At 72.7% G+C, this 14,518-nt stretch carries 17 protein-coding genes; 11 read left to right on the forward strand and 6 right to left on the reverse strand.

Translation table 11 applies throughout. The annotated features are described in order from the left end of the window. Window positions 1-587, forward strand: a 587-nt coding sequence (locus CCL05_RS29120) for an MBL fold metallo-hydrolase (protein ID WP_208641643.1), incomplete at its 5' end; no start/stop codon positions are given. Window positions 588-663: 76 nt separating this feature from the next. On the opposite strand, the gene CCL05_RS29125 is transcribed toward CCL05_RS29120, so the two are convergent. Both CCL05_RS29125 and CCL05_RS29130 read right to left on the reverse strand, forming a co-directional pair. Continuing rightward, window positions 664-1,284 carry a DedA family protein gene (locus CCL05_RS29125; RefSeq protein WP_086563620.1) on the reverse strand — a complete coding sequence of 207 codons (621 nt, stop codon included), beginning with the start codon at window positions 1,282-1,284 and terminating at the stop codon, window positions 664-666. A 29-nt stretch (window positions 1,285-1,313) separates the two neighbouring features. Beyond that, window positions 1,314-2,087: an MBL fold metallo-hydrolase gene (locus CCL05_RS29130; RefSeq protein ID WP_086563603.1), complete on the reverse strand. Its 774-nt coding sequence runs from the start codon at window positions 2,085-2,087 to the stop codon at window positions 1,314-1,316. A gap of 83 nt (window positions 2,088-2,170) precedes the next feature. Here CCL05_RS29130 and CCL05_RS29135 point away from each other — a divergent pair, with 83 nt between their 5' ends. The 6 genes from CCL05_RS29135 (at window position 2,171) to dnaK (ending at window position 9,456) form a co-directional block, all read left to right on the forward strand. Further along, on the forward strand, window positions 2,171-2,572 hold the full coding sequence (locus CCL05_RS29135; RefSeq protein ID WP_086563604.1) for a hypothetical protein: 402 nt from the start codon (window positions 2,171-2,173) through the stop codon (window positions 2,570-2,572). A gap of 97 nt (window positions 2,573-2,669) precedes the next feature. Continuing rightward, a complete protein-coding gene (locus tag CCL05_RS29140; RefSeq protein ID WP_086563622.1) occupies window positions 2,670-4,739 on the forward strand; it encodes a phage holin family protein in 2,070 nt (689 codons plus the stop codon). Between the two features lie 119 nt (window positions 4,740-4,858). After that, window positions 4,859-5,287: an OsmC family peroxiredoxin gene (locus CCL05_RS29145; RefSeq protein WP_037668927.1), complete on the forward strand. Its 429-nt coding sequence runs from the start codon at window positions 4,859-4,861 to the stop codon at window positions 5,285-5,287. 124 nt (window positions 5,288-5,411) lie between these two features. Further along, window positions 5,412-6,794 carry a hypothetical protein gene (locus CCL05_RS29150; protein ID WP_086563606.1) on the forward strand — a complete coding sequence of 461 codons (1,383 nt, stop codon included), beginning with the start codon at window positions 5,412-5,414 and terminating at the stop codon, window positions 6,792-6,794. Then, complete coding sequence (locus tag CCL05_RS29155) at window positions 6,791-7,531, forward strand: glycerophosphodiester phosphodiesterase family protein (protein ID WP_086563607.1); 741 nt, start codon at window positions 6,791-6,793, stop codon at window positions 7,529-7,531. Before CCL05_RS29150 ends, CCL05_RS29155 begins: the two co-directional genes overlap by 4 nt. Before the next feature lie 59 nt (window positions 7,532-7,590). Beyond that, window positions 7,591-9,456, forward strand: a complete 1,866-nt coding sequence (gene dnaK / locus CCL05_RS29160; RefSeq protein ID WP_086563609.1) for a molecular chaperone DnaK — start codon at window positions 7,591-7,593, stop codon at window positions 9,454-9,456. 42 nt (window positions 9,457-9,498) lie between these two features. Here the strand turns inward: dnaK and CCL05_RS29165 are convergent, their stop codons facing one another. Further along, window positions 9,499-10,344: an NAD(P)H-binding protein gene (locus CCL05_RS29165; protein WP_086563611.1), complete on the reverse strand. Its 846-nt coding sequence runs from the start codon at window positions 10,342-10,344 to the stop codon at window positions 9,499-9,501. A gap of 103 nt (window positions 10,345-10,447) precedes the next feature. Here CCL05_RS29165 and CCL05_RS29170 point away from each other — a divergent pair, with 103 nt between their 5' ends. Further along, entirely contained in the window at window positions 10,448-10,837 is a 390-nt protein-coding gene (locus CCL05_RS29170) for a winged helix-turn-helix transcriptional regulator (protein WP_086563612.1), read from the forward strand. On the opposite strand, the gene CCL05_RS29175 is transcribed toward CCL05_RS29170, so the two are convergent. Together CCL05_RS29175 and CCL05_RS29180 are read right to left on the reverse strand one after the other, a co-directional pair. Next, the gene (locus CCL05_RS29175; protein WP_086563614.1) at window positions 10,819-11,301 is read right to left on the reverse strand and encodes a nitrate reductase molybdenum cofactor assembly chaperone; all 483 of its coding nucleotides are present in this window, start codon (window positions 11,299-11,301) and stop codon (window positions 10,819-10,821) included. The genes CCL05_RS29170 and CCL05_RS29175 overlap by 19 nt on opposite strands. Before the next feature lie 123 nt (window positions 11,302-11,424). Beyond that, the gene (locus CCL05_RS29180) at window positions 11,425-12,288 is read right to left on the reverse strand and encodes a helix-turn-helix domain-containing protein (protein WP_086563615.1); all 864 of its coding nucleotides are present in this window, start codon (window positions 12,286-12,288) and stop codon (window positions 11,425-11,427) included. A gap of 240 nt (window positions 12,289-12,528) precedes the next feature. Here CCL05_RS29180 and CCL05_RS29185 point away from each other — a divergent pair, with 240 nt between their 5' ends. Continuing rightward, complete coding sequence (locus CCL05_RS29185) at window positions 12,529-12,954, forward strand: hypothetical protein (protein WP_086563616.1); 426 nt, start codon at window positions 12,529-12,531, stop codon at window positions 12,952-12,954. Here the strand turns inward: CCL05_RS29185 and CCL05_RS29190 are convergent. Beyond that, window positions 12,936-13,742 carry a helix-turn-helix domain-containing protein gene (locus CCL05_RS29190; RefSeq protein WP_086563617.1) on the reverse strand — a complete coding sequence of 269 codons (807 nt, stop codon included), beginning with the start codon at window positions 13,740-13,742 and terminating at the stop codon, window positions 12,936-12,938. The genes CCL05_RS29185 and CCL05_RS29190 overlap by 19 nt on opposite strands. Before the next feature lie 128 nt (window positions 13,743-13,870). Here CCL05_RS29190 and CCL05_RS29195 point away from each other — a divergent pair, with 128 nt between their 5' ends. Together CCL05_RS29195 and CCL05_RS29200 are read left to right on the forward strand one after the other, a co-directional pair. Then, window positions 13,871-14,176 (forward strand): 4a-hydroxytetrahydrobiopterin dehydratase, encoded by a 306-nt coding sequence (locus CCL05_RS29195; protein ID WP_086563618.1) that lies wholly within the window; start codon window positions 13,871-13,873, stop codon window positions 14,174-14,176. 4 nt (window positions 14,177-14,180) lie between these two features. Further along, window positions 14,181-14,518: class I SAM-dependent methyltransferase (locus CCL05_RS29200; protein WP_143589962.1), on the forward strand; the 338-nt coding region annotated here is incomplete at its 3' end.

Genomic DNA, 14,518 nt, shown 5'->3' on the forward strand with positions numbered 1-14,518 from the left:
ACCACTACGACCACCTGGACGCCCCCACGCTGCGCCGCCTCCCGCGCGACACCCCCGTGTTCGTCCCGGCCGGCCTGGCCCGCTGGTTCCACCGTCGCCGCTTCACCCGTGTCACGGAGCTCGACTGGTGGGAGGCGGCCGAACTGGACGGCGTCCGCTTCGACTTCGTCCCGTCCCACCACTGGTCCAAGCGCACCCTCACCGACACCTGCCGCAGCCTGTGGGGCGGCTGGGTCCTGACCGACCAGGAGGGGCAGCGCGTCTACTTCGCGGGCGACACGGGCTACGGCCACTGGTTCTCCCGCATCGGCCGCCGCTACCCCGGCATCGACCTCGCCCTCCTCCCCATCGGCGCCTACGACCCCCGCTGGTGGCTCAGCGACGTCCACTGCGACCCGGAGGAGGCGGTCCGCGCGGCCCAGGACCTGGGAGCGACCAGGATGGCCCCCATGCACTGGGCCACCTTCGTCCTGTCGGCGGAACCGGTCCTGGAACCCCTCACGCGGGTACGCGCCGCCTGGGAAAAGACAGGCCTGCCCCGGGAGAACCTGTGGGACATGCCGGTCGGCGCTTCAAGAGTCCTATAGGTATGTAGGGGCGCGGGGAACTGCGCGATCAACCCCCACAACCCGCGCCCCGAAAACGACAGCACCCCCAACGGCGCTACCGAACCCGCCGCACCGCACTCGGCACCACACTGATCACCAACGTCAGCCCGATCGCCGCCACAACCCCCTCCCACGGCTCATCGAACAACGACCCCCCGAGAATCCCGATCAGCTGATACGTCACGGCCCAGGCCAGACAGGCCGGCAGATTCCCCCGGGAAAACCTCCGCAGCGGCCACTTCGCCAGCAGACACGCCAGCATCACCGGAATCCGCCCGGCAGGCACCAGCCGCGACAGCACCAGCACCGCCACCCCGTGCTCGGCGAGTTTCGTCTGCGCCTGCTCCAGCCGGTCCTCCGGCGCCCGCGCCCGGATCGCCTCCAGCCAGCGCGAGCCGTTCTTCGACTTCATCCCGCGCCGACCCAGCCAGTACAGCGCCGCATCGCCGAGGAACGCCGCCAGCGACGCCGTCACGAACACCATCGCCAGCGAGAACGGCGCCGTCTGGTGGAAGGCGACCACCGCCGCCGAACTCACCAGCGCGCCCGTCGGGATCACCGGCACCAGCGCCCCGACCAGCACCAGCAGAAAAAGCGTCGGATAACCGACCGCCTGCTGCGTCGACTCCGGCACGACGGACGCCGGGGTGACGGCCGACACCGCGAGCAGGGGCACGGCGGCCTGCGCCACCGGCGCGGTCCAGATCACCGCGCGACCTCCAGGCGCACGCCCTCCCCGTGCCCGAGCCGGTGCACCGCCACGCCGGGCGCGTGCCGCGCCGCGAGCCGTACGAACTCGTCGCCCGGCGCATGGAACTCGTGGGGGCGCACGGCGTCCATCCCGATCGGCCAGTACGTGCCGTAGTGCACCGGCACCGCACTGCGCGGCGCCAGCCGGGCCAGCGCCTGAGCCGCCCGGCCCGCGTCCAGATGGCCCTCGCCCAGGTACGGCCCCCAGCCGCCCACCGGCAGCAGCGCCACCTCGACCGGCCCGACCTCCTCGGCCATCTCGTCGAACAGCCCTGTGTCCCCGGCGAAGTACGTCCGGGCCTCGCCGGCTATGACGTAGCCGAGCGCGGGGGAGCGGTGCGGTCCGAGCGGCAGCCGGCGTCCGTCGTGGCGCGCGGGCACGGCCCGTACGACGATGTCGCCGACCGGGATCTCGTCCCCGGGCGCCACCTCGCTGACCCGCAGGTGCGTGAGCCGGCGCAGACCCGGCACCGCACGGCGCGCGCCCCGGGGCACGAGCAGGCGCGTGCCCGGAACGAGCCGCATCAGCGACGGCACATGCAGATGATCGGCGTGCAGATGCGAGACCAGCGCGACATCCGCCCGGCGGGCGCCGGGAGGCGGCAGATCCCCGCGCCGGCGGCGCAGGTGTGCGAGCCGGCGCGCGAACAACGGATCGGTGAGCACGCGTACGTTCGAGTCCTCGACCGTGCAAGTGGCGTGACCCCACCAGGTGATCTCCACCGGCACTTCTTTGCCCCCTTCGCGCGACTCCCCGAAGCCTACGTGCAGGAGTAGGGTCGGCGGCGAAACCGGAGGTGAGGGGGGACGCCATGGTGCCGGTCCGGGTCACGGCGATCGCGAGTCTGACGCCGCTGGAGGAGCTCGACGACGATCCGTTCCTCGTCGACTCCCGCAGCCAGCACGCGATGTGCGCCCGCTGGGCCGCCGAGCGGGGCTATGTGATCAGCCGGGAGTTACTGGTCCGGGGGCTGCGTCCCGACCACTGCGCGCTGTGGGACGGCGTCCGCCCCGGCCTGGACCTGTTCGTGGCACCCAGCCGGAGAGTGCTGGAGAGCGCGCTCGCCTCCGTCGAGGAGTTCACCGCGGAGTGCGCGCGACGCGGGGTACGCGTCGAGACGGTGGGGCGCGCGGAACCGGCGTACGACGCGGCGATGAAGGCGTGCGTGCACCGCCGGCTGTCGATGCCGACCGCCGGCTACGACGGACGCTGACGCGACGGTTCGGGGGGCACCAGGCGTTCCTGGAGCGTTGTGGCAGTGTGGGTGAGAGCCCGTGGTCGCGACGGGCCGGGACGTGAGGTGGCGGGGCGTGCGGGGCGTGCGGTGGCGGCGGGTCGCCAGTCAGGTGGGGCGGAGCGTCGCGGTATGGGCGGTCTCCACCCTCACCATGCTCGTGCTCGCCGGGCTCCTGCCCGACTTCCGGCTCCGCTCGGCCGACGGCGACAGCGCCACCGACATAGCCGTCACGGCGGCCTTCGGCGCCGGCGCCTTCGGTGTGCTGTCGGCCGTGGTCTGGCCCCTGCTGGTCCGGCTCCTGCTCCTCGTACCGGCGCTCGTGCTCGGGCTGCTGGTGTTCTTCCTCAACGGCGCGCTGCTGCTGCTCGCCCTGCGCCTCGACCCCGGGGAGCGCGGCACCGTCGCCCCGGAGACCGCCGTCGTGGTCGCCGCCGTGATGTCCGCCGTGGCGTCCGCCACCGGTGCCGCCCTGGCCGTGCGCGACGACGACGCCTACCGCCGCCGGCTGTACCGCCTGTCCGACCGCCGCCGCCGGTCCGGACCGCCCTGCCCGTCCACCCCCGGCACGGTCTTCGTGCAACTCGACGGCGTCGGCCACGACGTCCTGCTGGACGCGGTCGCCAAGGGCCTGATGCCCACGGTCGCCCGCTGGCTCGGCATCGGCGACGGCTCCCGCCCCACCCACCGGCTCACCCCCTGGCGCACGGACTGGTCCAGCCAGACCGGCGCCAGCCAGCTCGGCATCCTGCACGGCAGCAACCACGACGTCCCCGCGTTCCGCTGGTACGAGAAGGACACCCGCGAGGTCGTCGTCTGCAACCGCCCGACCAGCGCCGCCGAACTCCAGCGCCGCGCCGTGGGACACGCGGGGCACGGCGGCCTGCTCACCGTCGACGGCGCCAGCCGCGGCAACCTGTTCAGCGGCGGCGCCGAGCAGCAGGCCCTCGTGCTGTCCGTCGCCGCCCGCCGCAGCCGGGAGAACCGCTCCCGCGCGGGTTACTTCGCCTACTTCTCCGATCCGGCCAACGCCGTGCGCACGGCCCTGTCCTTCGTCGCCGAGGTGGGCCGGGAGATCGGCCAGTCCACCCGGGCCCGCCTCGGCAAGCAGCGCCCGCGTGTCTCCCGCGGCGGCCTCTATCCGCTCGTGAGGGCCTTCGCGACCGTCGTCGAGCGGGACGTCGTCGTGGCCGCCGTGACGGGCGACATGCTCGCCGGCCGCACCGCCGTCTACGCCGACCTCGTGGCCTACGACGAGGTCGCCCATCACTCCGGACCGGCGAGCCGCGACGCGCGGAAGGTCCTGGAACGCCTGGACCGCTCCCTCGCCCTCATCGAGAACGTCACCGAGCACGCCCCGCGCCCGTACCGGATCGTCGTGCTGTCCGACCACGGCCAGAGCCCCGGCGAGACGTTCCGCTCCCGCTACGGCCTCACCCTCGGCGACCTGGTGCGGGCGGGCAGCGGACTGCCCGTGCCGCGCCGGGCGGAGCGCACCCGCAGCGGGGCGGAGGCCCGCGCCGCCGTGCGCGCGGCCCTGCGCATACCGGTCGAGGAGGGCGGCGAGCGGCACCGCCCCACGCGCCGCTCGGAGCCGATCGTGCTGGCCTCCGGCAACCTCGGCCTGGTGTCCTTCCCGGACGTCACGCACCGCATGAGCAAGGAGGAGATCGACGCCCGCCACCCCGCGCTGTTGCCGACCCTCGCCAGCCACCCCGGCATCGGCTTCCTGCTGGTCCGCAGCGACGAGCACGGCGGGGTCGTCCTCGGCGCGTACGGCGCCGAGATACCGCTGGCCGACCTCGACGACAACCCGGGCCCGCTCGCCGCGTTCGGCCCGGGCGCCGCCGACGCGGTACGCCGTACGCACTCCTTCCCGCACACCGCCGACATCATGGTCAACTCCTTCCACGACCCGGCCGACGGCGAAGTCCTCGCCTTCGAGGAGCAGATCGGCTCGCACGGCGGCCTCGGCGGCGAACAGGGCAAACCCTTCCTGCTGTCGCCGCTCGGCTTCTCCGCGCCGGTCGGCGAGGGGGAGGAACTCGTCGGCGCCGAACACGTCCACCGCGTCCTGCGCCGCTGGATGCGCGAGTCGGACGGCCCGCAGGTGCCGCTGGAGACCAGCGAGGAGCGCGCCGCCTGACAGCGCGGCTGCCGTTCGGCGTCCGAGGGCCGGTCTTCCGCGTGCGCGGAGCGGGAGTGTGATCGGATGGTGGCCAGGAACCCGGTCGCGGTTCCGGATACTCATCGAAAGGATGCGTCATGGCAGCCACGCGCTCCGCACACACCGTGTGGGAAGGCAACCTGTTCAAGGGCAACGGCGTCGTCACCTTCGACTCCTCCGGCATCCTCGCCGAGCAGCCGGTCAGCTGGGCGGCCCGCACCGAGGAGCCGGGCGGGAAGACCAGCCCGGAGGAGCTGATCGCCGCCGCCCACTCCAGCTGCTTCTCGATGGCCTTCTCCAACATCCTCGACAAGGCCGGCACCCCGCCGACCAAGCTGGTCACCTCCGCCGACGTCACCTTCCAGCCCGGCGAGGGCATCACCGGCATCCACCTCACCGTCGAGGGCACCGTCCCCGGCATGGACGAGGCGGCCTTCCTCGCCGCCGCCGAGGAGGCCAAGGTCGGCTGCCCGGTCAGCCAGGCCCTCAAGGCCACGCCCATCACCCTGACCGCCAAGCTCGCCTGACCCGCCCCACCCACCTCGCGCGGGCCCGCCCACCAGGGCCGGGCCCGCGCGACGTCGTCGGTTCGCCGTCCACGCCCGGGGTATGAACCAGACGCTCTGCCGCCGACGCTCCGGAAGGAACGCGATGCTGCCGGGAACGTCCACCAGCGCGACGGCGCTCGACTCCGCCACCCGTGACCGGACCCGCGTCCTGCTGCTGTTCAGCCTCTCCGGCCGGCTCCGCCCCCGGGACACCGTCCTCGGCGGCCTCGTCGACCGCTACGACTTCGGCCGTTTCACCTCCCACCTGATGTCCGGCCAGGACGTCCTGCCCGTCCCGGTGCTGGACGAACAGATCGCGCCCCGCCGGCTGCGGCTGCCGCACGGCGATCACGGCCTGGGCCTCGGGTCCCTGCGGATCCTCGTCGTCACCACCCCGCGCGGCGACGCCACCCTCGTCGTGGACTGCGTCTTCGCGGGCGAGACCACGGCCGGCGACCTCGCCGCCTGGCTGGCCACCACCTGCTTCGACCGGGAGCGGATCGAACTCGACGACCGTCCGCTCCTGACGGCGCTGACCGACCAGCTCGGCCGGCCGCTCGCCCTCGGCCAGAACGTGCACCAACTGGTCTTCCCCGGCGGCCGGTTACAGCGCGAGCTGCTCAGCGCCGACGAGGCCCGCAAGGCGATCCTGCTGAACGAGATCGTCTACCGCGGCCGGATGCCCTGGAACCCCGCCACGCCCTACGACGCGAGCCTCGCGCCGCACCTCAGGAACCACGGCGTCACCCTGTCCGCGCTCGGCCGGGGCGTCTCCGTCCAGGCAGGCTGGGCCCCGCACGTCGAGAACGGCCTGATGCTCGTCGCCATCGGCATGATCTCCGCCCTGGCCGCGCTCCAGCGCACCCGGCTCGCCGCCTTCGCGACGATGAAGGCCAACGAGCAGGCCCTGGCCGACTCGCCCACCGAGATCCGCTCCCTGATCTCCCGCCTGTCCGCGGGCGTCAACGAACTCCAGCTGGACCTCGCCTTCGGCGTCGAGGCCTACGTCGACAGCCTGCTGATCCCCGAGATGGTCATGGAGGCGTTCCAGTCCTCGCTGCGTGACGCGCTCGGCATCCGCGACAGCCTGGAGAACTCGGCCCGCATGGTCGAGCGCCTGACCTCGGTGATCAGCGCTCGCTCCGCCGCCCTGGACGCCGAACTCGCCGAGCGCGACGACCGCCGGGACCGTACCGTCTCCGGCCTGGTCGCCGCCGCCACGCTGATCGCGCTGCCGCCCACCCTGCTGCTGGCCTTCTTCGGCGTGAACGGCACGAACGTCGACGAGCACCGCTCCATCCTCGACCTGCGCGCCTACGCTCCGGCCTACGCGCTGGCCTGGCTCCCCTTCGTGGTCCTGGTCCTGATCGGCTACGTCCTGCTCAGACGGATCAGCACCCGCTCCGGCTCGCTGCTGCCGGCGCCCGATGACGACACGGTCCCCGTCCCGCCTCCGCGCTCGCCCTCCGGGAGCCGACGACCATGACGCCACGCCCCGCCGTCTCCGCCCACCGGGGCGGCTCCGAGCGCGCCGGACCCGCCACCTGGCAGGCGTACGAGGACGCGCTGGAGTCCGGCGCGGAGTACGCCGAGTTCGACATCCGCCGTACGAAGGACGGCGTCCTGGTCGTCTACCACGACCCCCGGGTCGGGCCGGCCGGGCCGCCGCTGGCCGCGCTCACGCACGCCGAGCTGAGCGAGCGGGCCGGCTACGACGTGCCGGTGGTGGACGAGGTCATGGCGCTGATCGCCGGGAAGCTCGTGGCGCACCTGGACCTGAAGGAGGTCGGCTACGAGCGGGAGGTGATCGACCGGGCGGTGGCCCTGCTCGGCGCGGACGGGCTCGTCGTGACGTCGCTGGAGGACTGCTCCGTGGCCGCCGTCGCACAGGACTTCCCCGGGGTGCGGACCGCGCTCTCCCTGGGGCGCGACCGCCGGGAGCTGGCCCTGGCCCGGCTGCCCGGGACCCGGCTGCGCGAGCTGTTCCCGGTCCGCCGTATCCGGGCCTGCGGGGCCCACGGCGTCGCCGTGCACCAGCGGCTGGCCAGGACCACCGTGCTGCGCGAGGCGACCCGGCACGGCCTGTTCACCATGGTGTGGACGGTCAACGACGACACCCTGATGCGGGCCTTCCTCGCCCACCCGCGCGTGGACGTGCTCGTCACCGACCGGCCCCGGCGGGCCGTGGCGCTCCGCGGGCCGGTCACCCCCTCGCGCCATTGACAACGGCGCACTCAGGTTTTGTGCTGGAAGTGAGAGCGCCCTGGCGGAAGGGGACAGCGATGGGACGTGCGGTCGGGATCGACCTCGGAACCACGAACTCGGTGGTCGCCGTGCTGGAAGGCGGCGAGCCCACCGTCATCGCCAACGCGGAGGGGGCCAGGACCACGCCCTCGGTCGTGGCGTTCGCCAAGAACGGCGAGGTGCTGGTCGGGGAGGTGGCCAAGCGGCAGGCCGTGACGAACGTGGACCGCACCGCCCGCTCGGTCAAGCGCCACATGGGTGACGCGCACTGGCGCTTCCCCGACCACGGCGACATCGACGGCACCCGCTACCGGGCGCAGGAGCTGTCCGCGCGGGTGCTGCAGAAGCTGAAGCGGGACGCGGAGTCGTATCTCGGCGAGGACGTCACCGACGCGGTGGTCACCGTCCCGGCGTACTTCGACGACAGCCAGCGGCAGGCCACGAAGGAGGCCGGGGAGATCGCGGGCCTGAAGGTGCTGCGGATCATCAACGAGCCGACGGCCGCCGCCCTCGCCTACGGCCTGGACAAGGAGAACGACCAGACGGTGCTCGTCTTCGACCTCGGCGGCGGCACCTTCGACGTGTCGCTGCTGGAGATGGGCGAGGGCGTCATCGAGGTGAAGGCCACCAACGGCGACACCCACCTCGGCGGCGACGACTGGGACCAGCGGGTCGTCGAGCACTTGGTCAAGCGCTTCAAGGGCCAGTACGGCGTCGACCTGGCGGGCGACAAAATGGCTGTGCAGCGGCTGCGCGAGGGCGCCGAGAAGGCCAAGATCGAGCTGTCCAGCTCCACCGAGACGACGATCAACCTGCCGTACATCACGGCCTCGGCGGAGGGGCCGCTGCACCTCGACGAGAAGCTGACCCGGGCCCAGTTCCAGGAGCTCACCGCCGACCTGCTCGACCGCTGCAAGGCGCCCTTCCACCAGGCGGTCCAGGACGCGGGGGTGAAGCTCTCGGCGATCGACCACGTGATCCTGGTCGGCGGCTCGACCCGGATGCCCGCGGTGACCGACCTGGTCAAGGAACTCACCGGCAAGGAACCGCACAAGGGCGTCAACCCCGACGAGGTCGTGGCCGTGGGCGCCGCGCTCCAGGCGGGCGTCATCCGCGGCGACGTCAAGGACGTGCTGCTGCTCGACGTCACGCCGCTGTCCCTGGGCATCGAGACCAAGGGCGGCATCATGACGAAGCTCATCGAACGCAACACGACGATCCCCACCCGGCGTTCGGAGATCTTCACCACCGCCGCCGACAACCAGCCCTCGGTCGGCATCCAGGTCTACCAGGGCGAACGGGAGATCGCCGCGTACAACAAGAAGCTCGGCGTCTTCGACCTGACGGGCCTGCCGCCGGCGCCGCGCGGCGTGCCGCAGATCGAGGTGGCCTTCGACATCGACGCCAACGGCATCATGCACGTCTCCGCGAAGGACCTGGCGACCGGCCGCGAGCAGAAGATGACCGTCACCGGCGGCTCGGCCCTGCCCAAGGACGACATCGACCGGATGATGCGCGAGGCCGAGCAGTACGCGGAGGAGGACCGCAAACGCCGCGAGGCCGCCGAGACCCGCAACCAGGCCGAGCAACTCGTCTACCAGACCGAGAAGTTCCTCCGCGACAACGGCGACAAGATCCCGTCCGACACGAAGACCGAGGTCGAGTCGGCCATCACCGAGGTGAAGGGACAGCTGGAGCAGCAGGCGGACACCGCCGCCCTGCGCGCCGGCGTGGAGAAGCTCGCCTCGGTCAGCCAGAAGATGGGCCAGGCGATGTACGCCCAGGCCCAGCAGACACCCTCCGAGGAGCCCTCCGACGCCCCACGGGACGAGGAGGGCGTCGTCGACGCGGAGATCGTGGACGAGGAGAAGGACCGGCGGGACGACAAGGGCGGCGCCGCCTAGACCCTGCGCGGACGGTACCGGACGCGTCGCCGCGGTTCCCCGTCAGCGGAACGCGGCGACGTGACGCCGGGCCCACTCGGCGAACGGGCGGGGCGCGCGGCCGAGGATGCGTTCGGCGTCGGGGCTGACGCGCTGCTCCGCCGGCGTGGGCTCCCCGAGGATGGCCAGGGTCGTCTCGACCACGGGCCCGGGCATGAACCGCAGCATCCCGTCCCGGGCCTCGTCGGGCCGCTGTTCGACGAAGCGCACCGGTTCGCCGAGCGCCTCGCCGAGGTCCTGGGCACGTTGCCGGGGCGTGCTCAGGGCAGGGCCGGTCAGCTCGTAGGTCCGACCGGAGTGGCCCGGTTCGCGCAGCGTCGCGGCGGCGACCTGGGCGATGTCCTCCGGGTCGACGACCGGCAGTCCGACGTCACCGAACGGCGCGGCGACCGCACGCCGGGTCCGCACGGACTCGGCCCAGGCGAACGCGTTGGAGGCGAAGCCGCCGGGACGCAGAATCACCCAGTCCAGCCCCGACTGTCTGACGGCGTCCTCCAGCACGCTTCCGACGCCGCCGTGCGAGGCCGACTCCGGCCGTGTCGCGACTCCCTGGGAGGACAGCAGCACCACGCGTCGGACCCCGCCGGCCTTGGCGACGTCGAGGATGTGCCCGGCATCCAGCAGGTGCGCGTCGGCTCCGCCGTTCTGCAGGAACAGCGCGTCGGCGCCGTCGAGAACGGGACGGAGGGTCTCCGCGTCGGTGAGGTCCGCCCTCCGGTGCGCCACACCCTCCGGCACATCCGCGGCCGAGATTCCCCGGGACGTCGCGGACACCCGCTCGCCGTCCGCCACCAGGATCCGTACGAGCGACCGGCCCACGTTCCCCGTCGCCCCCGTCACCACGATCATGAGCAACTCCTCTGTTTTTCGGTGCTGTTGCCGTGGCTCAGGACGCTAACACCGTCGATATAGTGGGTACCTAGAGGAAAGTGACTGCCCTGGGGGGAAGCGCATGGCGGGCGACACGAGGAGCCGGACGGAACCGGCCGCGACCGAAGCGGAACTGGCCTGCCCCATCGCCCCGGTCGTGGACATCGTCTTCAGCCGGTGGACCACACCGATCCTGTGGACGCTCCACACGCACGGCCGGCAGCGCTTCGTCGAACTGGAACGGCGCATCGGCACGATCACGCCGAAGGTGCTGACCCAGCGGCTGCGGCAACTGGAGCGGGACGGCCTGGTCGTGCGGACGTACCACCCGGAGGTCCCCCCGAGGGTCGAGTACGAGATCAGCGCGCTCGGCCGCAGCCTCGCGCCGCTCTTCGCGCACCTCGCCGAGTGGGCGGACACCCACCTGGGCGAGGTCGAGCGGGCCCGGCACGCCTACGACGACGGGGCCTGACGTCCCGGCGCGTCGGGCGGCAGGGTCACGCACACCGCGTCCAGGACGGTCGCGTACGGCGTACCGAAGCGGGTGAGCCTGGAGCGGAGCCGGTCCAGACCGTCGCGGTGGTCCGTCAGGAGCAGGGTGTCGCCGGTGCGGGCCGCGCACTCCAGGACCGCGGGGAGGAAGTCCGGCGGTTCCTCGCCGGTCGTCTCCAGCCCGTGCGCGCGGTACAGCTCCTCGGAGGGCGTCGGCGCCGCCTCGCGCCAGGCGCTGAGATACAGGCTGTGGTCCGGCTCCGCCTCGAAGACCTCGACGTAGTGCGCCGCCAGCTCACGCGGTGGGCTGAGCGCCGCGTGGTCGGCGAACTCCCGCAGTTGCGGGGCCGCTTCGCGCAGCAGCGGCAGCCGGGCGCGGAAGGCGTCGTCGGGGAACATCAAGCACAGCGCGGCCGCCTGGTACAGCACCTCGAATCCAGGCATCGGACCTCCTTCCCGTGCGCCCCGCGATCCCGACGGTAGGGGCCGCCATGGGGGCACACCCGTCGGCGGGGTCCGTACGGGTCACTGTGGCAGGCCCGGCGCTGGACACCGCCGGAGCGTGACTCAGAAGCTCTCGCGGTACTCCCGCAGCAGCCGCTCGGTGCGCTGGGTGGAGGCCGCGCCCGCGGTCATGTGGTCGAGGACCTCCAGGTGCGCGGAGACCTCCTTGCGGGAGTCGAGATACAGCGCGCCGGTCAGGTACTCGGTGAAGACCATGTCGGGCAGTTCGGGCTCGGCGAAGCGGAACAGGGAGAACGGCGCGTACGTTCCCGGGTGCGGGCCGTCCTTGAACTCGGCGATCTGGAGCGTGACGCGGTCCCGCTCGGAGTACTCCAGCAGTTTGTCCAGCTGGTCCCGCATCACCTGGCCGTCGACGCTCACCGGCCGCCGCAGCACCGTCTCGTCCATGATCACCCACAGGTGCGGCGGGTTCGGGCGGTCCAGCAGCCGCTGCCGCTCCATGCGCAGCGACACATGCCGCTCCACGGCCTGAGGCCCGGAGTTCCCGATGGTGCCGGCCTGCAGAACCGCACGCGCGTACTCCTCGGTCTGCAACAGCCCCGGCACGAAGTGCGGCTCGTAGGACCGGATGATCCGGGCGGCGCCCTCCAGACTCACGTACAGGCTGAACCACTCCGGCAGCACGTCGTGGAACCGCTGCCACCAGCCCGGCCGGTTCGCCTCCTCGGCGAGCTCGACGAACGCGGTCACCTCGTCCTCGGGCACGCCGTACGCCGTCAGCAGGATCTGCACGTAGGGGATCTTGAGCGCGACGTCGGCGGTCTCCATCCGCCGGACCGTCGCGGGGGCGACGCGCAGCACCCGGGCGGCCTCGTCACGACTGAGGCCCGCCGCCTCGCGCAGCTCCTGGAGCCGCTTGCCCAGCACCACCTGGCCCACGGTGGGTGCGGCCCGCCGTTCACTCACGCCACGCCTCCCCAACGCGCCCAAGCCTGTGATCAGTCTGTCACGTTCCGACGGCAGTCTCACAGGGGCGCGGACGAGGAGATCGCGGAAAACGGCCTCGTCGCCGGACATGACCCCGGGGGTAATCGACCGGCCGCACACGGCACGGGATCGTGAACGCACCGGGTCCCGGGCCGGCGCACTCCGGCCCGGGACCCGGCACCCGCTGCCGCACCACGACCCGACGGAGAGTGATGCACCATGTCCGCGACCCCGCTCACCACCCTCGCCCGGACCAGTGCGCCGCAGTCTGTGCTGCGCCGCTTCCTCGCCCTGGACGCGGTGGTGACCGGCACCAACGCGCTCGCCTATCTCGCCTTCTCCGGCCCGCTCGGCCGTTTCCTCGGCGTGGACGCCGCCCTGCTGCTCGCACTGGGCGCGTTCCTCACCGCCTACGCGGCGGGCGTGGGCCTGCTGGCCTCCCGCCGGCAGCCGCCGGCGCTCGGCGTGCGGGCCGTCGTGGAGGCCAACCTCGCCTGGGCGGCGGTGAGCCTCGTGGCCCTGGGGCTGTGGCTCACGCCGAGCACGGCGGGTGCCGTGTGGACGGTGCTCCAGGCCCTGGTCGTGGCCGGGTTCGGCGCGCTCCAGCACACCGCGCTGAAGGCCCGTCAGGGCATGAGCGAGTGAAGGTACTTGACCGTCGCCGGGTCGGCCGGGAGGAGCGTCTCGATGGCCAGCTCGGCGACGGTCACGTCCATCGGTGTGTTGAACGTGGAGATCGAGGAGATGAACGACAGCGTCCGCCCCTCGTGCTCGATCCGCAGCGGCAGCGCGAAGTGCGGCACCGGTTCCGCGGACTCCTGAGCCGGATCCGCGTCGGGCACCGGATAGGCCGCCACCTCCTCGTACAGCTCCCGCAGCGGCTGCGAGCGGTGCAGCGCGATCTGCCGCTCCATCTGCTCCAGCAGGTGTCCGCGCCAGGCGCGCAGGTTGCGGATGCGCGGCGCCAGGCCCTTCGGGTGCAGGGCGAGCCGCATCGCGTTCAGCGGCGGTTCGAGCAGCGACTCGCAGACGCCGTCGACCAGCGTCATGATCCCCCGGTTGGCCGCCACGACGTCGTACAGCGCGTCCACCACCAGCGCCGGATACGGCTCGTAGCCCCCGATCAGCCGTTCGATGCCCTCGCGCAGCGCGCCCAGCGCCGGGTCCTCCAGCGGCGTCTCGGGATAGCGCGGGGCGTAACCGGCCGCGAGCAGCAGCGCGTTGCGCTCCCGCACGGGGACGTCCAGGTGCTCGGCCAGCCGCAGCACCATCTCCTCGCTGGGCCGGGAGCGGCCCGTCTCGATGAAGCTGATGTGCCGGGCCGACGAGTCCGCGCGCAGGGCCAGCTCCAGCTGGCTGACCCGGCGCTGCTCCCGCCAGGCCCGCAGCAGCGGGCCCACGCCCTGGCCGGCGGTGGACGGATGAGTGGTCATGCCGGGACCGTAGCCGAGAACCGGTCGCGCCGGACAGGCGCACCGCCTGCGACCAGGGCCCTTGACGTCGCGCTGTGGCAGGCTGAGAAGGGAGAAGAGACTCCGGCGTCAGGGAAGGAGCGCTGCCCATGCCCGTCGAACCGCTGTCGCAGAAGGAGGTCGAGGACCGGCTGGCCGAACTGCCGGGCTGGTCGCTCGACGGTGACCGCCTCACTCGCTCCTACCGGCTCGGCTCGCACTTCGCCGCGACGGCGATGGTCGTGCACATCGCCCAGGTCCAGGAGGAGCTCGACCACCACTCCGACCTCACGCTCGGTTACAACACGGTGTCCCTGTCCGTGCACACGCACAGTGCGGGCGGCGCCGTCACCGAGAAGGACGTCGAGCTCGCCCGCAGGGTGGAGGACCTGGCCCCGGGGCACGGGGCACACTGACTGCGTGCTGGACTACGACAAGGAAGCGGAGCGGTACGACGCCTCGCGCGGCGGTGAGCCCAGGGCGGCCGCCGCCGCGGCGGCGGTGCTGAGCCTCGTGCCGCCGGACGCGCGCAGCCTGCTCGACGTCGCCTGCGGCACCGGCATCGTGACCCGCCGGGTCGCGGCCGGGCGCGACGGTGTGCGGGTGACCGGCGTGGATCTCGCCCCGGCGATGGCCCGGCAGGCCGCCGCCCGGCTGACCGGTGCCGTGGTCCTCGCCGACAGCCGCCGGCTGCCCTTCCGGGACGGCGAGTTCGACGCCGTGTCCAGCGTGTGGCTGCTGCACCTGGCCGCCGGGCC

Origin of the sequence: Streptomyces africanus, from assembly GCF_002150735.1 — a bacterium.
Lineage (GTDB): Bacteria > Actinomycetota > Actinomycetes > Streptomycetales > Streptomycetaceae > Streptomyces > Streptomyces africanus.